General features: G+C 60.1%; 19 protein-coding genes. 8 read left to right on the top strand and 11 right to left on the bottom strand.

Annotated elements, in window-relative coordinates; all coding sequences use genetic code 11:
- Positions 1 to 8 precede the first annotated feature (8 nt).
- Both JOE27_RS16420 and JOE27_RS16415 read right to left on the bottom strand, forming a co-directional pair.
- Positions 9 to 1,454, bottom strand: a complete 1,446-nt coding sequence (locus JOE27_RS16420; RefSeq protein ID WP_115273194.1) for an aldehyde dehydrogenase family protein — start codon at positions 1,452 to 1,454, stop codon at positions 9 to 11.
- 10 nt (positions 1,455 to 1,464) lie between these two features.
- Positions 1,465 to 2,655 carry an aromatic ring-hydroxylating dioxygenase subunit alpha gene (locus tag JOE27_RS16415; protein ID WP_115273193.1) on the bottom strand — a complete coding sequence of 397 codons (1,191 nt, stop codon included), beginning with the start codon at positions 2,653 to 2,655 and terminating at the stop codon, positions 1,465 to 1,467.
- Between the two features lie 397 nt (positions 2,656 to 3,052).
- Here JOE27_RS16415 and JOE27_RS16410 point away from each other — a divergent pair, with 397 nt between their 5' ends.
- Complete coding sequence (locus JOE27_RS16410; protein WP_115273192.1) at positions 3,053 to 4,756, top strand: BCCT family transporter; 1,704 nt, start codon at positions 3,053 to 3,055, stop codon at positions 4,754 to 4,756.
- A gap of 68 nt (positions 4,757 to 4,824) precedes the next feature.
- On the opposite strand, the gene JOE27_RS16405 is transcribed toward JOE27_RS16410, so the two are convergent.
- Positions 4,825 to 5,733: a LysR substrate-binding domain-containing protein gene (locus tag JOE27_RS16405; protein WP_115273191.1), complete on the bottom strand. Its 909-nt coding sequence runs from the start codon at positions 5,731 to 5,733 to the stop codon at positions 4,825 to 4,827.
- 203 nt (positions 5,734 to 5,936) lie between these two features.
- The gene (gene lpdA / locus JOE27_RS16400) at positions 5,937 to 7,337 is read right to left on the bottom strand and encodes a dihydrolipoyl dehydrogenase (protein WP_204919222.1); all 1,401 of its coding nucleotides are present in this window, start codon (positions 7,335 to 7,337) and stop codon (positions 5,937 to 5,939) included.
- 201 nt (positions 7,338 to 7,538) lie between these two features.
- Here lpdA and cfaB point away from each other — a divergent pair, with 201 nt between their 5' ends.
- Positions 7,539 to 8,723 carry a C17 cyclopropane fatty acid synthase CfaB gene (cfaB, locus tag JOE27_RS16395; protein ID WP_046786767.1) on the top strand — a complete coding sequence of 395 codons (1,185 nt, stop codon included), beginning with the start codon at positions 7,539 to 7,541 and terminating at the stop codon, positions 8,721 to 8,723.
- A 35-nt stretch (positions 8,724 to 8,758) separates the two neighbouring features.
- Here the strand turns inward: cfaB and cls are convergent, their stop codons facing one another.
- Positions 8,759 to 10,198, bottom strand: a complete 1,440-nt coding sequence (gene cls / locus JOE27_RS16390) for a cardiolipin synthase (RefSeq protein WP_046786766.1) — start codon at positions 10,196 to 10,198, stop codon at positions 8,759 to 8,761.
- A 129-nt stretch (positions 10,199 to 10,327) separates the two neighbouring features.
- Here cls and JOE27_RS16385 point away from each other — a divergent pair, with 129 nt between their 5' ends.
- Positions 10,328 to 10,855, top strand: a complete 528-nt coding sequence (locus tag JOE27_RS16385) for a DUF3617 domain-containing protein (RefSeq protein WP_012316894.1) — start codon at positions 10,328 to 10,330, stop codon at positions 10,853 to 10,855.
- A 5-nt stretch (positions 10,856 to 10,860) separates the two neighbouring features.
- Here JOE27_RS16385 and folE2 read toward each other — a convergent pair whose 3' ends face one another.
- Together folE2 and JOE27_RS16375 are read right to left on the bottom strand one after the other, a co-directional pair.
- Positions 10,861 to 11,748 (bottom strand): GTP cyclohydrolase FolE2, encoded by an 888-nt coding sequence (gene folE2 / locus JOE27_RS16380; protein ID WP_125924280.1) that lies wholly within the window; start codon positions 11,746 to 11,748, stop codon positions 10,861 to 10,863.
- 24 nt (positions 11,749 to 11,772) lie between these two features.
- The gene (locus JOE27_RS16375; RefSeq protein WP_039602354.1) at positions 11,773 to 12,153 is read right to left on the bottom strand and encodes a hypothetical protein; all 381 of its coding nucleotides are present in this window, start codon (positions 12,151 to 12,153) and stop codon (positions 11,773 to 11,775) included.
- 111 nt (positions 12,154 to 12,264) lie between these two features.
- On the opposite strand from JOE27_RS16375, the gene zigA reads away from it, so the two are divergent.
- Genes zigA through JOE27_RS16360 form a run of 3 tightly spaced genes read left to right on the top strand, consistent with a single transcriptional unit; the run spans position 12,265 to position 15,107 of the window.
- Complete coding sequence (zigA, locus tag JOE27_RS16370; RefSeq protein WP_119687985.1) at positions 12,265 to 13,473, top strand: zinc metallochaperone GTPase ZigA; 1,209 nt, start codon at positions 12,265 to 12,267, stop codon at positions 13,471 to 13,473.
- Complete coding sequence (locus tag JOE27_RS16365) at positions 13,470 to 14,096, top strand: DUF1826 domain-containing protein (protein ID WP_119687984.1); 627 nt, start codon at positions 13,470 to 13,472, stop codon at positions 14,094 to 14,096. The genes zigA and JOE27_RS16365 overlap by 4 nt, the downstream gene beginning before the upstream one ends.
- Positions 14,097 to 14,135: 39 nt before the next feature.
- Positions 14,136 to 15,107: a CobW family GTP-binding protein gene (locus tag JOE27_RS16360; RefSeq protein WP_204919220.1), complete on the top strand. Its 972-nt coding sequence runs from the start codon at positions 14,136 to 14,138 to the stop codon at positions 15,105 to 15,107.
- On the opposite strand, the gene JOE27_RS16355 is transcribed toward JOE27_RS16360, so the two are convergent.
- Positions 15,108 to 15,500: a DUF3301 domain-containing protein gene (locus tag JOE27_RS16355; protein WP_012316888.1), complete on the bottom strand. Its 393-nt coding sequence runs from the start codon at positions 15,498 to 15,500 to the stop codon at positions 15,108 to 15,110.
- Positions 15,501 to 15,620: 120 nt separating this feature from the next.
- Here JOE27_RS16355 and pdxY point away from each other — a divergent pair, with 120 nt between their 5' ends.
- Entirely contained in the window at positions 15,621 to 16,493 is an 873-nt protein-coding gene (gene pdxY / locus JOE27_RS16350; protein ID WP_119687983.1) for a pyridoxal kinase PdxY, read from the top strand.
- Here the strand turns inward: pdxY and JOE27_RS16345 are convergent.
- A complete protein-coding gene (locus tag JOE27_RS16345; RefSeq protein ID WP_012316886.1) occupies positions 16,490 to 16,975 on the bottom strand; it encodes an acyl-CoA thioesterase in 486 nt (161 codons plus the stop codon). The two genes, pdxY and JOE27_RS16345, sit on opposite strands and share 4 nt — an antisense overlap.
- A gap of 321 nt (positions 16,976 to 17,296) precedes the next feature.
- Between JOE27_RS16345 and JOE27_RS16340 the strand changes: the two genes are divergently transcribed.
- Positions 17,297 to 19,057, top strand: a complete 1,761-nt coding sequence (locus tag JOE27_RS16340) for a cation:proton antiporter (protein ID WP_204919218.1) — start codon at positions 17,297 to 17,299, stop codon at positions 19,055 to 19,057.
- Positions 19,058 to 19,153: 96 nt separating this feature from the next.
- Here the strand turns inward: JOE27_RS16340 and JOE27_RS16335 are convergent, their stop codons facing one another.
- Together JOE27_RS16335 and JOE27_RS16330 are read right to left on the bottom strand one after the other, a co-directional pair.
- Positions 19,154 to 19,561, bottom strand: a complete 408-nt coding sequence (locus JOE27_RS16335) for an SMI1/KNR4 family protein (RefSeq protein ID WP_046786759.1) — start codon at positions 19,559 to 19,561, stop codon at positions 19,154 to 19,156.
- Positions 19,562 to 19,675: 114 nt separating this feature from the next.
- Positions 19,676 to 20,530 (bottom strand): TIM44-like domain-containing protein, encoded by an 855-nt coding sequence (locus JOE27_RS16330; protein ID WP_012316883.1) that lies wholly within the window; start codon positions 20,528 to 20,530, stop codon positions 19,676 to 19,678.
- Positions 20,531 to 20,640: the final 110 nt, after the last annotated feature.

Below are 20,640 nucleotides of genomic sequence, written 5' to 3'. Positions count from 1 at the left end.
TTACCTCCTCACTCGCCCTTGATACGTACGGCCAGGTTTTTGGTCCTGACGTAGCTGTAGAGCGCCTCCTGGCCTTTTTCGCGTCCGAAGCCCGAGAGCCCGACCCCGCCAAACGGGGTTTCGATGCCGCCGGCATACCACTCGTTGACGAACACCTGGCCGGCGCACAGGCGCCGTGCGCAGCGCAGAGCGCGGTTGAGGTCCTGGGTGAACACGCCTGCCACCAGCCCGAAGACGGTGCCGTTGGCAATGGCGATGGCCTGCTCTTCGCTGTCGAAGGGCATCACTGCCAACACCGGGCCGAACACTTCGGCCTGGGCGATCTCCATGTCCGGGGTTACATCGCGCAGTACCGTCGGCGCCATGTAGTGCCCACGCAGGCCAGAGATGGCCTCGCCGCCGGTTGCGACGACGGCGCCTTGCTGTTGGGCCCGCTGGCACAGGGCTTCGATACCCTCGAGCTGGCCTGCAGAGATCACCGGTGTGTGGTCCGGGTTGTCCTGGCCCAGGCCGACGCTCAACCCCTCTGCCATTGCCACGACATCAGCGACGACATCGTCGTAGACCGAGCGATGCACCAACAGGCGTGACATGGCCGAACATACTTGGCCGGCGTTGAAGAAAATGCCGCTTTTCACGCTGTTGATCACTTGCTCGCGATCGGCATCGGGGAACACCAGGGCAGCCGACTTGCCGCCCAGCTCCATGACGCTGGGGGTCGCGTGGTCGGCGGCGGAACGCAAAATGCTCTGGCCGGTAGCAACAGAGCCGGTGAAGACGATCTGGTCGACGTCGCGATGGCCGGCCAAATAGGCCCCCACTTCACGGCCCCGGCCGCAGATCAGGTTGACCGCACCCTGTGGCAGGCCAGCACGCTCGATGGCCTGCATCAGCACGCACAGGCCGAGCGGCGACAGCTCCGGCGACTTGATCACCACAGCGTTGCCCGCCGCCAGGGCCGGGGCCAGGGAGCGCGCGCAGATCGACACCGGGAAATTCCACGGCACGATTTGCAGCGACACGCCCATCGGGTCGTAGACGGTGAAGTCCATGTAGCCGTCGCCCAGCGGAATCGACTTGCCTTCGATCTTGTCGGCCATGCCGGCGTAATACTCGAAGTAGCGCGCAGCCTCGACGAATTCGTCACGCGCATCACGCAGGCTCTTGCCGTTTTCCTGGCACAGCACCCAGGCGCCTTCATCGGTGATTGCACGAATCTGCGCCGCAATCTCAAGCAGCCAGGTCACACGCTGCGCCGGCCGCACGCGGCTCAACACATTGCTGTCGACACAGCGTCGGGCGGCCTGCAGGGCGCGTTCGGCGTCGGCCACGCTGGCCTGGGCGACGGTCGCCACAGGTGCGCTGGTGCCGGGGTTGTGGATGGTCAGGTGCTGCTCACTGTCGGTCCACTGGCCGTCGATGAAGTTCAGCCAGTGCGGGGCTATCGAATGCATGGTGATCACCTCAGGCGCGCTGCGCGCAGTCGAGCAATTGGCGGGCAGCCCACTTGTGGAAGTAGTGGGTCGGCAGGTCCATTTCCGGCGAGAATGCGCCACCGCTATAGCCAGGGGAGAGGCGGCCCTTCTGCATGCCTTCGACCGAAGCGATATCTTCGGCGAACACCACGCGCCAGGACTCCATCACGGCTTTGCGCGAGGCGTCGTAGTGGCTGTCCAGGGCCTGATCGCCGACATAGAACAGGCGCAGGTGTTCGATGGTTTTGCCTGGGGCCACGGGCTCCAGCATCATGGCGAAGGCGTGGTCGGCCTGGATGCCGAGCAGCACGTTGGGGAAGAACGCCACGTACTCGGCGGTGCGCAGGCGCTCCTGTGGCCAGGATGGGAAAATCGGCAAATGGGTGCCGGCAACGGCCGAGAGGTTGTAGGCGTGGCTGCCCTGGCCGGCGAACTCCTCGAACATGATGTTGTAGTGGTCTTCCAGGCGCGAGTAGCTGTTCAGGCTCGGGTGTACCCACGGCAAGTGGTAGGCCTCGCAGTAGTTCTCGACCGCGAGCTTCCAGTTGCAGTTGACCTCGATGCTCATGGCGCCGCTGTTCGCTTCACGGCGCAGCAGGTTCATGCCGTCGCTGCCCAGGAACTGGGTCCAGCGCTCGGTCAGTGGCTTGAGTTGCTCTTCAAGGGCCGGTGCATCGCCGGACAGGTTGATGAACACCATGTCCATCCAGATCGTGGTGCGCAGTGCCTTCAGGCCATGCTTTTCGCAGGCGAAACGCTCGTCCTTGTGCTGATTGATCCCGCCGACGTGCGGTGTGCCTTTGAGGCCGCCATTGAGGTCGTAGGTCCAGGAGTGGTAGGGGCAGCGGATCACGCCCTGCACTTCACCCGCCTGCTGCACCAGTTTCACGCCGCGGTGGCTGCAGACGTTATGGAACACCTGCACCAGGCCTTCGCGGTTGCGCATCATCAACAGCGGCAGGCCCATGAAGTCCACAGGCTTGACGTAGCTGGTGGTCGGCAGGTCGCTGGCAAAACCGATACAGGCCCAGTTGCGCCCCAACACTTCATCGCGCTCAAGCTCGAAATAGCGCTGGTCGGTGTAGAACTCATTGGTCAGGCCATGGGCTTCATGGATCGGTGCCAGAACGGTTTCCAGGGCGTGGACGGGAATAAGGCGGGAATCAGTCGATACGGTCATTTTTGTTTTCTCTTGTCAGATGCACGGCAGGCAGTGCCTTGATGCCTGGCGCCAGTTTCAGCAAGAGAAGGAGGGCTCGACAAACGATTTATTTCAGCGTTATTTATCAGTTTTAATCATTAATGATTTGCGCGCAGGTTAGGGTCTTCGCAAAGGAATAGTTGATGAACGGTCATCTTCTGGATTGCCCACGTTTATGATTTTTTGTAATCAATTGATGACAAGAAATAGTTTGTCGAAGTGTGGGTGATTCTCCCATTTTGTCAGGGCCCAAGGGAGCGTGCCGTGCCTTGGGCCTACGGGAGGACCGCCGCCAGGGATCTGGCACCTGCCTGTGGCAGCGGCGCTATCCAGCCGTGACATAAAACCCTTGAACAAAAACAATAGGGGATAACCCATGCGTGCCGAATCTGGCCTGCTCAAAGGCCTCAATCCCACCGTGACGATATGGTCGTTGCTGGCCGTTGTACTTTTCGTGCTGTTTTGCGCCCTGTTCGCAGAACACGCGGCTGCTGCCTTTCAACGTGCCTCCGACTTTATCTTGCAGAACTTCAAATGGTTCTACCTGATCTCGGTCACTGGTGTGTTGGGGTTACTGTTTTATCTCATGTGCAGCCAGTTCGGGCACATCAAGTTAGGGCGTGACGACGACAAGCCTGAGTTCAGCTTCGGCTCCTGGATCGCCATGTTGTTCAGTGGTGGCATGGGCATCGGCCTGATCTTCTGGTCGGTTGCAGAGCCCATGTGGCATTACGCGGGCAACCCCTTTGCCACGGGCCTGACCGACGAAGCGGCGACCACCGCCATGCGCATCACCTTGTTCCACTGGGGCCTGCATCCGTGGGCAATCTTTACCATCGTGGGCCTTGGTCTTGCGTACTTTGCCTATCGTAAGGGCTTGCCGCTGAGCATGCGCTCGATCCTCTACCCACTGATCGGTGAGCGCATCTATGGGCCTATCGGTCACGTGGTCGATATCCTTGCAGTGGTGATCACTGCATTCGGTGTCTCCCAGTCGTTGGGGCTGGGTGTAGTGCAGATGAACACCGGCTTGAGCCAGGTGTTCGACCTGCCCATCAGCCTGGGGGTGCAAGTCACCTTGATCGTGCTCATTACCCTGGTGACCACCGTATCGGTGATGGCTGGTGTTTCGCGTGGCATGAAGCGCCTGTCGGAATGGAACATGCTGCTGTCGGTGATACTGGTGGTGTTGATCCTGCTGCTTGGGCCGACGCGCTACATTCTCAACCTGATGCTTGAAAGCACCGGCGACTATGCCCAGCACATCGTCGGCTTGAGCTTCTGGAGCGATGCCCAGAAGGACAGTGGCTGGCAGAACTGGTGGACGGCCTTCTACTGGCCGTGGTGGATGACCTGGGGGCCGTTTGTAGGTCTGTTCATCGCCCGGATCTCCAAGGGCCGCACCATTCGTGAACTGATTGCTGGCGCGCTGTTGGTGCCAACCTTGGTGACCATTGTCTGGATGTCGGTGTTCGGGGGTGCAGCCCTCAAGACCGAACAGGTCGACCGCCAGCACCACGAGCAGCAGGTAGCCAGCGGCGAACTGCAGGGCGACAAGGCCAAGTTCGAAGGTGGCACGGTGTTGCTGGCGACCAAGCAGGAAACCACCGCCGCCATGTTCACCCTGCTGCACAAGATCGAAGCAGGTACGTTGGGCAAGGTGCTGAGCGTGCTGGTCTGTATCCTGCTTGCGACGTACTTCATCACTTCGGCTGACTCCGGCACCCAGGTGCTGTGTACGTTGAACTCCATGGGCAGTGCCAACCCGCCGCAGAGTATCCGCCTGCTCTGGTGCATTCTGGAGGGTGCCATTGCTACGGCCCTGCTGATGGCGGGAGGGCTCAAGGCGATCCAGATGGCAAGCATCGCAGCGGGCTTGCCCATTGCGGGGTTCATCCTGCTTATCAGTTACACCCTGATGCGCAGCTTGCGCCAGGAAATGGCTGATGGCGTGCTCGATACACCGCCGGGCGGGCGCATGCCAATCCCGCAGATCATCCCTCAGGGCATCACCCCGGTGACGGGCACACTGACGGGCGGGGGCCTTGATGGGGGGCTGACGGCGAAGAAAGCCAGCTGAGCCCAACCCGGTATGCAATACCCAAGACCGGCAGTCATCCGCTGTCGGTCTTGGGCTTTTCTGGCAGCCTATTTCTGCACGGATGGCTGGGCCATCAACCAGTCCCGGAACAGCCGCACGCTTTCACGGGGGCCCCGCTCGTTGGTCGACTCCAGCAGGCAGAACTTGGCATCGGTCTGCAGCACCACATCATTGGGCATGACCAGCGCGCCACTGCTCAACGCATCGTCCACCAGGTTGCCCCAGGCCAGAGCCACGCCCTGGCCACTGATCGCCGACTGGATCAACATGCTGTAGCTGTTGATGTTCACGCGGTGCTTGGGCGTCATCGGCTGATACCCCAGGCGCTTGAACCACTCCGGCCAACCTACCCAGTCGCGCTGGGAGTCTTCAAGCCACAGCCAGGTGCACGTCGACAAGCCTTCGATGCTGCTCAGTTGCGGATGCCTGGCCAGATAGGCCGGGCTGCATACCAGAAAGATCTTTTCCGAGAACAGCGGCGTGACAGTCATGTCCTTGGGCGGTGGGTTGCAGTAGTACAGCGCGAGGTCGCTCTCGAGCCTGGCGTAATCCTTCACATGATCGTGGGCGATGATCCGCAGATCGATGTCTTCATGGGCACTCTGGAACTCCGACACCTTGGGCAGTAACCAGAGTGAGGCCATGGCGGTACTGGTGGCCACCGTCACTTGCTGGTTGCCATGCCACTGGCGAATCTCGCCCGTGGTACGGGCCAGGTGCAACATGCACTCGCGCACCGTTTCGTAGTACTGCGTGCCGGTATGGGTGAGGGTCATGGTGCGGGTGGTGCGGGTGAACAGTGCCTTGCCCAAGTAGTCTTCCAACAGGCGAACCTGACGGCTGATGGCACCCTGGGTGACGTTCAGTTCTTTGGCAGCAAGGGTAAAGCTCAAATGGCGGGCTGCAGACTCAAACGCATGCAGGCTGTTGAGCGGCGGAAGAGGCTGGATTTTCACGGCTTGGGGTTCCACTCATTATTATTATCAGCCGCTCTATATTAATGATCCGTTCAGTCTCCAGGGGGCAGTCGGGAGAAATATTTTGAAGACTGGACCAGACCACAGGCCCCATGATTTGGGGCCTGCCGCAACAGCTTCAGTTCTTCGAACTCACTGTAACAACCCTCAGTGAGAGGGGCGTCGTTCCGGGGTTTCGAACCTCAGATCTGCATCGCCATCCCATCCACATTCATCGCCGCCTGGCGCAAGGCCTCGGAGCGGGTCGGGTGCGGGTGGCAGGTGAGGGCGATGTCTTCAGCCGAGGCCGAGAATTCCATCGCCACGCAGAACTCGCCGATCATCTCGCTGACGCTCGGGCCGACCAGATGCACGCCCAGTACCTCATCGGTGTTGGCATCGGCGAGGACCTTGGCGAAGCCTTCGGTCTCATGGTTGATCTTCGCGCGGCTGTTGGCGGTGAAGGGGAACTTGCCCACTTTGTAGGCGCGGCCCTCTGCCTTGAGTTGCTCTTCGGTCTTGCCGACGCTGGCCAGCTCGGGGCGGGTATAGATCACGCCGGGGATCAGGTTGTAATTGACCTCGTGGGGTTTGCCGGCGATGCGCTCGATGCAGGCGACCGCTTCGTCTTCGGCCTTGTGCGCCAGCATCGGGCCGGAGGTGACGTCGCCAATGACCCAGACACCTGGCACCGAGGTGCGATGATGCTCGTTGGTGAGCATGCCGCGTTTATCGGTCTGCAGCCCGACGCTTTCCAGATTCAGGCCTTGGGTATAAGGACGACGGCCGATGGCAACCAGTACGTAGTCGGCTTGCAGTGTTTCTGCAGCGCCGCCGGCGGCCGGTTCCAGCGTCAGGCTGACCCCGTCGGGCAAGGCCGTCGCCTGGGTCACCTTGCTGCCGAGCTTGAAGGCCATGCCTTGCTTGGCCAGGGCCTTTTGCAGGGTCTTTGCGGTTTCCTCATCTGTGCCGGGGCAGATGCGGTCGAGGTATTCAATGACGGTGACCTGGCTGCCCAGGCGACGCCACACCGAACCCAGCTCCAGGCCGATGACGCCGGCGCCGATCACGATCAGGTGCTTGGGCACCTCGGGGAGGGCCAAGGCGCCCGTGGAATCGATGATGCGCTGGTTATCGATAGTCACGCCTGGCAGGGGAGTGGGCTCGGAGCCGGTAGCGATGACGATGTCCTTGGCCTGCAACGGCGTCTCGCTGCCGTCCTCGGCTTTGACAATGACCTTGCCGACGCCATCCAGGCGGCCCCAGCCTTTGATCCAGTCGACCTTGTTCTTGCGAAACAGGTACTCGATGCCCTTGGTCAGGCCAGTCACGCTCTCGTCCTTCTGTTTCATCATCTGGGCGAGGTTCAGGGTTGGCTTCACTTCGATGCCGAGGTGGGCAAACTCGTCACCGCTGGCAGCCTCATACAACTCCGAGGCGTGCAGCAATGCCTTGGACGGCATGCAGCCGACATTCAGGCAGGTACCGCCAAGGGTCGAGCGGCCTTCCACACAGGCGACACTCAGGCCCAGTTGCCCGGCACGAATCGCCGCGTTGTAGCCGCCGGGGCCACCGCCGATGATCACCACGTCATAGGATTTCATGGGTTTTCTACTCCAGATGAAGAAGCGCGAGATGGACACAAGGTTAAGCTGAGAGCGCTAAATTGTATACAATCTGAGGTATTCATAAGATCAGTTGGTTCTAGACCTTGGTCTCGTTCAGCGGAAACTTCGCACGAATGAACTACCCTGTTTCGGTGGTGTTCGAAATTTCATGTATCGAGCCCAGAAGGAGGGTCGTTCATGCTTGCGCAACTTCCGCCGGCGCTGCAGAGCCTGCATCTGCCACTTCGTCTGAAATTGTGGGACGGTAACCAGTTCGATCTGGGGCCCAGTCCGCAGGTCACCATCCTCGTCAAGGAGCCTCAGTTGATCGCTCAGCTGACCCATCCAACCATGGACCAGCTGGGCGCCGCGTTCGTGGAAGGCAAGCTGGAGCTGGAGGGCGATATCGGTGAAGCCATTCGGGTGTGCGATGAGCTGAGCGAAGCCTTGCTGACGGGGGAAGATGATGCACCGCCACAGCGTGTGGCTCACGACAAGCGCACAGACGCCAAGTCCATCTCCTATCACTACGACGTCTCCAACGCGTTCTATCAACTCTGGCTCGATCAGGACATGGCGTATTCCTGCGCCTACTTCCGTGAGCAGGACAACACCCTCGATCAGGCACAGCAGGACAAGTTTGACCACTTGTGCCGCAAGCTGCGCCTGCAAACCGATGACTACCTATTGGACGTCGGCTGCGGTTGGGGGGGGCTTTCACGCTTTGCCGCACGCGAGTACGGGGCGAAAGTGTTCGGCATTACCTTGAGCAAAGAGCAGCTCAAGCTGGCGCGGCAACGGGTCAAGGCAGAAGGCCTGGCCGACAGGGTCGACCTGCAGATCCTCGACTATCGCGACCTTCCTCAGGATGGCCGCTTCGACAAGGTGGTCAGCGTTGGCATGTTCGAGCATGTCGGGCATGCCAACCTGGCGCTGTATAGCCAGAAATTGTTCGGCGCTGTGCGAGAGGGCGGCCTGGTGATGAACCATGGCATCACCGCCAAGCATGTCGATGGCCGTCCGGTGGGGCGAGGGGCGGGTGAGTTCATTGACCGTTACGTATTCCCCAACGGTGAGCTGCCGCACTTGTCGATGATCAGTGCAAGTATCTGTGCGGCCGGGCTGGAGGTCGTCGACGTCGAGAGCCTGCGCCTGCATTACGCCAAGACCTTGCACCACTGGAGCGAAAACCTGGAGAACCAGTTGCACAAGGCTGCCGCGCTGGTGCCGGAAAAGACCCTGCGCATCTGGCGTCTGTACCTGGCCGGCTGCGCCTACGCATTCCAGAAGGGCTGGATCAACCTGCATCAGATCCTTGCCGTCAAACCCTACGCCGATGGGCATCATGACCTGCCCTGGACGCGTGAAGACCTGTATCGCTGATTCCCCCGGGGCGCTTCAGTGGCCCCGGTTACCTATCAGAGTATCGGCGAAATCAACCGCGCAATACGCATCCCTAGCTGTTGAATGCGGTGGGTTTTACTGCTGTCCTCAGGCGTAATTTCCCTGGCCTTCTCGAAATCAGTGGTCAACATCGTTTCGACCTGATCCGCGAAATCTCGATCCACGGTCAGCAGGGTAATTTCGAAGTTGAGCCGGAACGACCGGTTGTCCAGGTTGGCACTACCGATAGCACTGACCTCGTCGTCCACCAACACCACCTTCTGATGAAGGAAACCTGGCTGATAGCGGAACATGCGTACCCCCGCCCGTACGGCCTCGAAGGCGAACAGGCTGGAGGCTGCGTAAACGATCCGATGGTCAGGCCGCGCTGGAATCAGGATGCGCACATCCACACCGCGCAGCACGGCCAGGCGCAGTGCGGCGAACACGGCCTCGTCGGGAATGAAGTAGGGGCTGGTGATCCATACGCGGCGAGTCGCGGAGTGGATGGCTTCGATGAAAAACAGTGAGCAGGTTTCCTGGGAATCTGCCGGCCCGCTGGCCAGGGCCTGGCACAGCACACCATTGTCAGGATAGGTGTCCGGCAGGATCAGTGGCGGTAGCTGACGCGTTGCCCAGTACCAGTCTTCGGCGAAAGACTCCTGCAGGCAGGCCAGCACCGGGCCGCCGATCTGCACGTGGGTATCACGCCAGGGCGAGAGCTGGGGGTTGCCGCCAAGGTATTCATCACCGACGTTGTGCCCGCCGATGAAACCGGTGACCCCATCGACCACGACAATCTTGCGGTGGTTACGGAAGTTCACCTGGAAGCGATTGAACCAGCCGCGGCGGGTGGCGAAGGCATGGATCTGTACACCTGCGTCTCTGAGGCTCTGGCTATAGCTGGCGGGCAAGGCATGGCTGCCAACCCTGTCATACAGCACGAACACCTTCACGCCATCGGCCGCTTTGCGCAGCAACAGTTGCTGCAGTGCTTTGCCGAGGGTGTCGTTGTGGATGATGAAGAACTGTACCAGCACCACTTCTCGCGCTTGTTCGATAGCAGCAAAGATGGCGTCGAAGGTGGCCTTGCCATCGATCAACAGCTTCACTTGGTTATTGGCCAGGCATGGCATTCGCCCAAGTTTCGGCATGGCACGCAGGGCGGCGTAGCTCTGTGACTCCCGAGCGGTTAGGGCTTCCTCCACCCATGGCCGCCAGTTGAGGTTGGCCATGGCCACGTGCATTTCCTGGTTGGCCTGGCGCCGAGCCTTGATGTAGGCATTGAAGGAGCGGGCACCGAATACCAGGTAGGGGATGAGGGTGAAGTAGGGAATGAAGAACAGCGACATGGCCCAGGCGATGGCCCCTTGGGCAGTACGCACGGTAAACACCGCATGCAGCGCGGCGATGATGCCAAGCAAGTGAACGAGCCCGAGCACATAGCCGAAGAAGTAGGGGCTGTGGTAATCCATACGCATCCTGCTTGGCAAATACACAGCAGATAACAGAACACTTCCAGGGCCGCCTTGCAACCTGAAAGCGGATTTGCCGTCTAAGCCTTTGCCCGGCCATGAGCCGGTTAATTTGAGGAGCGTTCGTCCATGAAGATTCGTCTGCCACTGCTGGCCCTGGCTTTTGGCCTGGCCAGCCCACTGGTGCATGCGCAGATGTTGCAGCCTGGTCTGTGGGAGCTCACCACCAGCAACATGCAGGTCGACGGTAAGCCGTTGCCGGACATGCAGTTCATGCTTGGCCAACTGAAGAACCTGCCGCCCGAGCAGAGGGCTATGATGGAAGGGGCGCTGGCCAAGCAGGGCATCGCGGTAGCAGGTAATGGCGTGCGTTCCTGCCTGACGCCGGAGCAGGTGAAAACAAACGATATTCCCTTGCAGGACCCTCAGTCAGGCTGCACGCAAAAGATTACCGACCGGACCGGCAATGTCTGGAAGTTTCAGTTCAGTTGCCCAAAAGCTCAGGGTACCGGCCAGGCTACTTTCCTCAGCGATAAGGAGTTCACTACCCAGGTCAACGGGACATTCAATGCTTCGGGTGTCCAACAACGGGGCAGTATGAATACCCGTGCGGTATGGCTGGGAAATGACTGTGGAACAGTAAAGCCGCGTACCTGAAGAGCTCACCATTGCCAATGGCTGGCGGCTACTGCGTCGTGGGCATGCAGGCTTTCTGCATGTACCACACGCAGCTTGAAGGCCGTGGTCCATTCCATCTGTCGCAACGCTTCATGCAGGCGGCGGGCGGCATCTTCGCAGAACATCAGGTTCTGTCCGTTGGCCAAGGCGAACGCCTGTTCGTCTGCGCGTTTCACGGCTGTTTGAACGGCGGTGCCCAAGCTTGCCTCAATCTGGTCGATCAGCTTCGTGACCGGTAGTACTTCCAGGCTTTCGCCCAACCGTACGTGAACCTCAGCCAGGCTCCGTTGGCTGTGGGGGGTAGCAACGATGCCCTGGCTGCTGCCCAACCACTCCACGACCGCCTCTCGGTTCATTGCCTGCCCGGAAAAGTCTGCCTGGAATTGTTGCTGAATCAATTGCCGTGCAAGTGCCGCAGAGCATGGGCAGGTCGACGAATAAGGCACGCGAACCGATAGTTCCACGTGGAACATTCCATTTTCAACCTTGGCATTCACGGTGATCGAGTAGCTTTTCCATCCTGCCAATGGGCTGACAAGGGCCGGCCTTTTCAACAAATGATCGAAGGTCAAACGCAGGTAGGCGGCATGGGATAGGCCCTCATGACTAGCCAGAAAATCTGCCAGTATTTGGCGGATTGCCAACGGAGTCAGCGATTGACGTTCGAGACGCTCCAGTGACAGGTACAGCCGGGACATATGAATACCGCGCGAGGCGCCATCCTCCAGGCTTACACCTGCATCGGCCATGGCCGCTACGCTACGCCCGTCGAAGTGCACGAGCTGGGCGATCCCGCACATGCCCACCCAGGCCAGTGGCGTAGCATGCTGATGTGTCTGTGCGGCGATATCGGGGAGCGTCAGGCTAGTCATTGGCAATACCAGATAAAAGAAATGTCAGCGGCAGCCACCGACCAGGCTGCAATGCAGATTGAATCGTTGGCCGTTGGAGCTGGAAACGCGGTTAAGAGAGGTCCAGCCAACTCGGCGGCTGTAGCCAACCCAGGCTTCACCATCGCTGGCCAGGCCGGTGAAGAATGTCAGCGCTCCATAGCGGCTGTTGGTTTGCGCCCATAAGCGGCGCGTCGCACTGTCGAAACCGCGCAGGTAGAAGTGGCTGCCCTCCGTACGCACGCTGTAGTAACTGCCATTGGCGTCCTTGCAGGCCAACAGCGTCGCGCTGCGTGTACATACCGCCAGCGTGTTTTGCTGAGGCATCGCAAGCAAGGATGTAGGCGCAGCGAGCAGCAGCAACAGGGCGGCAGGTGACAGGTTCATTTCCATCTCCGGGTACTCATCCGACGAGTACGGCTTGGCGAAATTGTATTGTTACTTTATAACATTGTGCAATGCATCGTTTCGAATGCGTCTGCCTGTAGAGGTTTCGCCATGCCCAATCGTCTTCCCGTTACTGTGCTTTCCGGCTTCCTGGGTGCCGGTAAAAGCACCTTGCTCAACCATGTCCTGCGTAATCGCGACAACCTGCGTGTCGCAGTCATCGTCAATGACATGAGCGAAATCAACATTGATGCCAGTGAGGTCCAGCGTAATGTCAGCCTGAATCGGGCTGAAGAAAAGCTGGTTGAGATGAGCAACGGCTGCATCTGCTGCACCCTGCGTGAGGACCTGCTGGAGGAAGTCGCACGGCTGGCTGAGGAAGGCAGGTTCGATTATCTGCTGATCGAGTCGACCGGCATCTCCGAGCCGTTGCCGGTAGCTGAGACGTTCACTTTCCGCGATGAGCAGGGCCGTAGCCTGAGCGACATGGCACGGCTGGACACCATGGTGACGGTGGTCGATGGCCTCAACTTCCTGCGCGACTATCAGGCGGCGGACAGCCTGGCGAGCCGTGGCGAAACCTTGGGGGACGACGATGAGCGATCGATCAGCGACCTGCTGATCGAACAGGTGGAGTTTGCTGATGTGCTGCTGCTGAGCAAGATCGACCTGATCAGCCAGCATGAGCGCGAGGAGCTCATCGCCATTTTGCGCAGCCTCAATGCCCGAGCGCAGATTTTCCCGATGGTCATGGGCCAGGTGCCGCTGGCACAGATCCTGGATACCGGCCTTTTCGATTTCGAGCAGGCTGCACAGGCACCTGGATGGCTTCAGGAACTGCGCGGTGAGCATGTGCCGGAAACCGAGGAATACGGCATTGCCGCTACTACCTGGCAAGCTCGCAGGCCGCTGCACCCACAACGCTTCTTTGATTTTATCCACAAGCAATGGAGCAATGGCCGGTTACTGCGCTCCAAAGGCTTCTTTTGGCTGGCCAGCAAGTTTCAGGAGGCTGGCAGCTGGTCGCAGGCTGGCGGCATGATGCGCTATGGACTGGCCGGCCGCTGGTGGCGTTTTGTGCCAAAGGAACACTGGCCGCAGGACGAACAGAGCGCTGCAGAAATTCTTGAACACTGGGTGGCTGAGAGTGGTGACTGCCGTCAGGAGCTGGTGTTCATTGGGCAGAACATCGACTTCGCCCAGTTATCCACAGACCTGGATGCCTGCTTGTTGACCGATGACGAGATGGAAATGGGTCATGCGGGCTGGCTGCGCTTGCCGGATCCCTTCGGTCCCTGGCACACCGAGGAGGCAGCATGACGCCAGCGGCTCAGCCTGTGGATATCCGCCAAGTACACGGCGAATCGCCTCGGGTACTCACCGACATATTTCAAGAGGGCGTGAACCTGGCAGTCTGGCAGCGACGCTTGCCTGCCCAGGTTGAAGACTTCGCGGGATTGGTGGTCAGCCTCGGCCAACCGTTGGCGGACCAGCGGGTGCTCGAGGTGGATGAGCATGAGCCGCCGTTATTGCCGGGCTTTTTGGGGGAAGCGGCTGATCTGCAGGGCTATGAGAGTTTCGTCGCAGATGTGTGCTGGCTGGTTTCAGCCTATACGTGCCTGTTGGGTGCTCGTCGGGTCGGTCTGCGCGTGCGGGTACTGCACAATGCAATGTGCCCGCGCTTTCATGTGGATAACGTGCCTGTGCGCCTGCTCACGACTTATGTGGGCTGCGGCAGCGAATGGCTGTGCGAAGGAGCCATCGAACGAGCCGGATTGCAGCTCGCACCGGCACCTGTGGATAACATCCAACGACTGCAAGCGGGTGATGTTGCGCTGCTGAAGGGCGAAAAATGGGTAGGCAACGAAGGGGCAGGCCTGATCCATCGCTCGCCGGCTGGCCATGACCCTCGCCTGTTGCTCAGCCTTGACTGGTTGGCGTGACGGGGCATAGTGGAGTGAATTTCGGCCTGAAGTAAACGCATGCTGCAGAACATTCCTACCCACGTCATCGCTGGCCCCTTGGGTGCAGGCAAGACCAGCCTCATCCGTCAGCTTACGGCTCAGCGCCCGGCCGGCGAGCGTTGGGCCGTACTGGTCAATGAGTTTGGCCAGATCGGCCTGGATGCGGCCCTGCTCAGCCGTGATGAAGATGGGGTTGCCATTGCCGAAGTGGCGGGTGGATGCCTGTGCTGCGTCAATGGCACTCCGTTTCAGGTCGGGCTGGGGCGCCTGTTGCGCAAGGCGCGGCCCGACCGGCTGTTCATTGAACCTTCGGGTCTTGGTCACCCCTTGCAGTTACTGGCTCAACTGAATCAGGCCCCCTGGGTTGGAGTGCTGACGCTGCAGCCGATGGTGATGGTTGTGGATGCTCAAGCGCTGGCGCGAGGTGAGCCGTTACCTGATGCGCAACAGCAGGCCCTGGCAGCTGCGGCGCTGGTCGTTTTCAATAAGAGCGAGGCTGTTGATGAAAATAGTAGGTTGTTGATAAATAAGGAATTTGCAGCGAAACAGGGCGTTTGGACAGAGCAGGGGCTGTTAGCAGTTTCCAGGCTTCCTTATTCATCCACAGCCGCCGTGAGCGATGCTGCTGTGGATAAAAGGGTTGTGGACAATCACCAAGCGGCCGCAGGCGCCCTGTGGATAGACCCACGTCAGCCAATCTGTCATGCACAGCAAGGTGAGGGCGGCTGGAGTGTCGGCTGGCGCTGGCACCCAAGCCAGCAATTCGATCCACAGGCTCTGCGTGGCTTGCTTGACTCTCACTCATGGCGTCGGGCCAAAGGTGTTATCCACAGCCCGCAGGGGTGGCAGTCTTTCAACGGCCTTGACGGCAATTTGCCGGCTTGGCAGCCGAGTGACTGGCGCAAGGACACGCGCATTGAGCTTATTTTCGACCAGCCCCAACCCCTTCAAGCGCTGCAGGCTGCGCTGGAGGCTTGCCGGGTGGTGTGATCAGTTGTGCCAGCGATTGTGTTCCTGGCGCCATTGCTTCATCTCGATCACGTTGTCGGCCCGTGGCGGCGTATTGATCTCGAACGGGTAGGGCGCCAGCTCGATCTGCACGCTATGAGCGCCAAACTGAGTCACCGTGCCCGGGTGGCGTTGTTCGCCGGTGACAGTGAACTCGAAGGCATACACGCGGGCCAGGCGCTTTCTGCCGTTGGCATCGCGCAGGAATGCGATGCGCTTGAGCGCGACGGCATCGTCGAGCAGCTCCAGATCCAGCTTGGCACAATGCTGTTTGACCCGTTCCAAGGCTTTCTCGCGCAGCCCGTGGTTGTGCCATAACCAAGCGCCTGCCGTGGCCACCAGCATCAGGACGAAGAGATTCTCCAGGGTCAACATTTGCGTATGCTCCAAACAGGTCGATCCAGCTTAACTGCGTCCCTGGTCTGTCGTACAGGTGGCAATCGAGTTCATACTGCGCGACGCACAATCCTTGAAACAGCTTTGGAAAACGCCCGCATGAAACGCACTCCGCACCTGCTCGCCATTCAGTCCCACGTGGTGTTCGGCCACGCCGGCAACAGCGCCGCGGTGTTCCCCATGCAGCGTATAGGGGTCAATGTCTGGCCGCTCAATACCGTGCAGTTCTCCAACCACACTCAGTATGGCCAGTGGGCGGGCGAAGTGCTTGCTCCAGCGCAAATTCCTGCGTTGGTGGAAGGCATTTCCAACATTGGCGAACTGGGGCATTGCGATGCCGTGCTCTCGGGCTATCTGGGTAGCGCCGAACAGGGGCGGGCGATATTGGCAGGTGTAGAGCGGATCAAGGCGGTCAACCCGAAGGCGCTGTACCTGTGCGACCCGGTCATGGGGCATGCGGAGAAGGGCTGCATCGTGCCCCAGGAGGTGAGCGAGTTCCTGCTGGACGATGCGGTTGCCCAGGCTGACATCCTGTGCCCCAACCAGCTGGAGCTGGACAGTTTTTGTGGCCGGCGCGCGCAAAGCCTGGAAGATTGCGTGGACATGGCTCGCGGCCTGCTCGAGCGTGGCCCGCAGGTTGTGCTGGTCAAGCACCTGGCCTACCCGGGGCGTTGCGAAGACATGTTTGAAATGTTGCTGGTCACCCATGACCACAGCTGGCACTTGCGCCGCCCGCTGCTGGCATTCCCTCGCCAGCCGGTCGGGGTAGGGGACTTGACCTCAGGGCTGTTCCTGGCCCGGGTGCTGTTGGGCGACAGCTGGGTGCAAGCCTTCGAATACACCGCGGCAGCTGTCCATGAGGTGCTGCTGGAAACCCAGGCCTGCGCCAGCTACGAACTGCAGTTGGTGCGCGCTCAGGACCGCATCGCTCACCCGCGTGTACGCTTCGAGGCGCAGCGCCTGGCGTTTTAAAGGGCGTCGGTCTTCAGGTCCTGGTAACGCTTTTCCAGCTCCTGACGGATCTGCCGGCGTTGCTGGCCCTGCAGGAAACGGCGCTTTTCTTCACTGGACTGCGGCTGACGCGCAGGGACCGGGACCGGGCGGCGGTTGTCGTCGACCGCGACCATGGTGAAAAAGCAGCTGTTGGAATGCCGCACCGAGCGTTCGCGAATGTTCTCGGTCACCACCTTGATGCCCACCTCCATGGAGGTATTGCCGGTGTAGTTGACCGAGGCCAGGAACGTCACCAGTTCGCCCACGTGCACCGGCTCGCGGAAAATCACCTGATCGACCGACAGGGTTACCACATAGCTGCCGGCATAGCGGCTAGCGCAGGCATACGCCACTTCATCGAGATACTTGAGCAAGGTGCCGCCATGTACGTTGCCAGAAAAGTTGGCCATGTCCGGGGTCATCAGGACGGTCATGCTCAGCTGGGCGTTTCCAGGTTCCATAGTGTGCTCACGGTGAGGTTGCGCTGAATCGGGGCGGGTATCTGCTGACACTTTCTGTTTCCCCTCTTGAAGTTTGCCTTCCTGATACGGGACGCTGACAGACGCTCCGTCGTCACGCCGATCATGCCATCAGGGGCCGTTGCTCGGCCGATCTGTTTCTACATATTGCGTCGGCAATATGCGGCGGGGTGCGATGTTAACCTGAGTACGCCCATGCAACATGGGCCTTCCTGCATTCAATACAGTATGTACTTGCTGCTCGCTCGGGTTTTCCTTGGCAGAGGAGCGGTTTGCCCGGGCAACGAAAAGGAGTATCGCGCCATGCATGCCATCAGCTTCATCCAGGATCTGGCAGTGATCATGCTGGTCGCCGGGGTAGTGACCATTCTGTTTCATCGCTTCAAGCAGCCAGTAGTGCTGGGCTACATCGTTGCCGGTTTCATCATCGGCCCGCACACCCCGCCGTTCGGCCTGATTCACGATGAAGACACCATCAAGACCCTCGCTGAGCTGGGGGTGATCTTCCTGATGTTTTGCCTGGGCCTTGAGTTCAGCCTGCGCAAGCTGTTCAAGGTGGGGGCCACGGCGTTCATTGCAGCATTTCTGGAAATCGTCCTGATGATCTGGATCGGTTTCGAGATTGGCCGCTGGTTTGGCTGGAGCACTATGGACTCGCTGTTCCTCGGTGCGATCCTGGCGATTTCCTCGACCACCATCATCGTCAAGGCACTCAACGACCTGAAGATGAAAAACGAGCGTTTTGCTCAGCTGATCTTCGGCGTGCTGATCGTCGAGGACATTCTCGGCATCGGCATCATAGCCCTGCTATCGGGGATTGCGGTCAGCGGTACGGTCAGTTCCGGTGAGGTCTTTTCCACAGTCGGCAAGCTGTCGCTTTTCATGATCGTGGCGCTGGTTATCGGCATTTTGCTGGTGCCGCGACTGCTGGCCTACGTGGCGAAATTCGAAAGCAACGAAATGCTGCTGATCACCGTCCTGGGCCTGTGTTTCGGCTTCTGCCTGCTGGTGGTCAAACTGGAGTACAGCATGGTGCTGGGGGCCTTCCTGATCGGTGCGATCATGGCCGAATCCCGCCAGTTGCTGAAGATCGAACGGCTGATCGAGCCGGTACGTGACTTGTTCAGCGCCATTTTCTTCGTCGCCATTGGCTTGATGATCGACCCGAACGTGCTGCTCGACTACGCCTGGCCGATTGTGGTCATCACTGTGGCCGTGGTGCTGGGCAAGATGCTGTCCTGCGGCATGGGTGCATTCATTGCCGGCAACGACGGCCGTACCTCGCTGCGCGTGGGCATGGGGCTGTCACAGATCGGCGAGTTCTCTTTCATCATTGCGGCCTTGGGCATGACGCTGCAGGTTACCAGTGACTTCCTCTATCCGGTTGCGGTGGCCGTTTCGGCCATCACCACGTTGCTTACGCCCTATCTCATCCGCGCCGCGGACCCGCTGTCGCTGAAGCTGGGCAAGGTGATGCCGAGCCGGCTGTCGCGCGTGCTGTCGCTGTATGGCGAATGGCTGCGCAGTATCCAGCCGCAGGGTGAAAGCGCGATGCTGGCCGCGATGATCCGGCGCATCCTGCTGCAGGTGGGTGTCAACCTGGCGCTGGTGATCGCGATCTTCTTCAGCGGCGGCTATTTCGCTGTACGTATCGGTACTTGGCTCAGTGAATGGGTGAGCGATATCAGCCAGCAAAAGGCGATAATCTGGGGCGCGGCGCTGTTGTTGTCGCTGCCCTTCCTTATCGCTGCCTATCGCAAGCTCAAAGCGTTGTCGATGCTGTTGGCGGAGATGGGTGTCAAACCGGAAATGGCAGGGCGCCATACCCAGCGCGTTCGCCGTGTAGTGGCCGAAGTGATCCCGCTGCTGTCACTGCTGGTCATCTTCCTGCTGCTGTCGGCGTTGTCGGCAAGCATCCTGCCGACCAACGAATTGCTGCTGATCATCGCCGTGGTGGCCGCGATAGTGGTGGCGGTGCTGTGGCGCTGGTTCATCCGCGTGCATTCGCGGATGCAGATCGCCCTGCTGGAGACGCTGGAAAACAGCCGGGAAAACACGCACTGAGCGGGAGGGTCTCTGCGCTGGATTCCACCATTGTGGGAGTGGACGGTGCGGTAACGATGTCGCCAGGCGCTTAAAGCCTGGCGACCGTGCAAGTCATCAGCTTTCCAGCCAGACGTCCCGTGCCCAGTGCCAGACCGATTCCCAGCTGTCTTCACCAACCCCTTCCTCGTCGGCATCCCACAACACCACCGTGCCGTCTTCCTCGACGCAGTAGAAATTGTCGCCGTCCTGGCACAGCGGGATCAGGTCACGCGGTACTCCAGCATCCCAGGCATTGGCGGCCACGTCGGGCAGGTAGGTATGTGACTGGGGATCGGTGACGGTGACCGGCTCCAGGGAGCCGTACACCACGTCGCTGACGGTCAAGAGGAATTCTTTGAATACGAACGGAATGTTGATGAACAGTTGTTCCTCGATCTCGACCAGTTGGTCCTCGTCGGGAAGCTCCAGGGGCACCGGTACCGGTTCATTGGCTTCACGGAGTTGTTCGATCACTTCTTCCACGGTTCATTTCCTCCAACCTTGATGACATCGCTGCGCGTTATACCCTAGTAGGGCGGTCTGGCAAAAGCAAAAACCCCGGGGCTAGCCCGGGGTTTTTTGTGCAACGTGCGACGGTTAACCGTTTTGGCGGATACCGGCGACCAGCCAAGGCTGGTTCTCGCCCGGGGCACGAACCATGTGCCAGCTTTCGCTGAAAGGTTCGCCCTGGTCGAAGCGCGAGGTCTTCGACACGCCACGGAAGGTCAGGGTGGCGTCGGTGCGGTCGGCACGATCGTCGACACCGTCCAGTTGCACATCGAGGTTATCGATGTAGGTAGCCTGGAAACCATCACCCAGATCAGCACGCTCACGCTTGAGGAACTCGAGCATCTGCGGGGTGACGAACTCGGCGATCTTGTCCATCTCGTTGGCATCCCAGTGCTGCTGCAGCGACTGGAAGTGGCTACGGGCTGCGGCCAGGAAGCTCTGCTCGTTGAACCAGGCCGGGGCGTTGATGACCGGCGCGGCTGGCGCTGCAGGTGCAGCCGAACCACCGAAGATCGACGGCTGGGCAGGCTGGCCGTGGGCTTCACGCTGGAACGGTGCGTGGCCCGGAGCGGCCATCTGCGGCTGCTGCTGGCGGCGCCGTGCGGCGATGAAGCGGAACACCAGGAACGCGATCAGGGCGACGATCAGGAAGTCCATGATCTGTAGGCCCTCGAAGCCGTCACCCATGAACATGGACGCCAGCAGGCCACCGGCGGCGAGGCCGGCCAGTGGGCCCAGCCAGCGCGAAGCACCGCTGGCGGCGGCCGGTGCACGGCCAGGAGCGGTCGGTGCAGCGGCGGGCGTGGTTGGCGTAGCCTGGCGGGTCTGGTGGATAGGCGCGGAGCCCGAGCTCTTGCCGCCGCCGAAGCGCTTGGCGTTGGCGTCCAGGCTCAGCGTCAGGCCGACGCAAAGCGCCAGTGCGATGCTAAGAAAACGTTGCATAAATGGGATTTCCCCTGTTGTGGATTGCACGCGCGTCATGTTGCACAGGTTCCTGTGCACATGACCAGCGACATAATGTTTCCAGCTTTTGCCTAAATATTTCAGCGCGC

Source organism: Pseudomonas sp. M5, assembly GCF_016907075.1.
Lineage (GTDB): Bacteria > Pseudomonadota > Gammaproteobacteria > Pseudomonadales > Pseudomonadaceae > Aquipseudomonas > Aquipseudomonas putida_E.
Note: the sequence above shows the minus strand (reverse complement) of the source record. Positions and strands in the feature narration are given on the sequence as shown.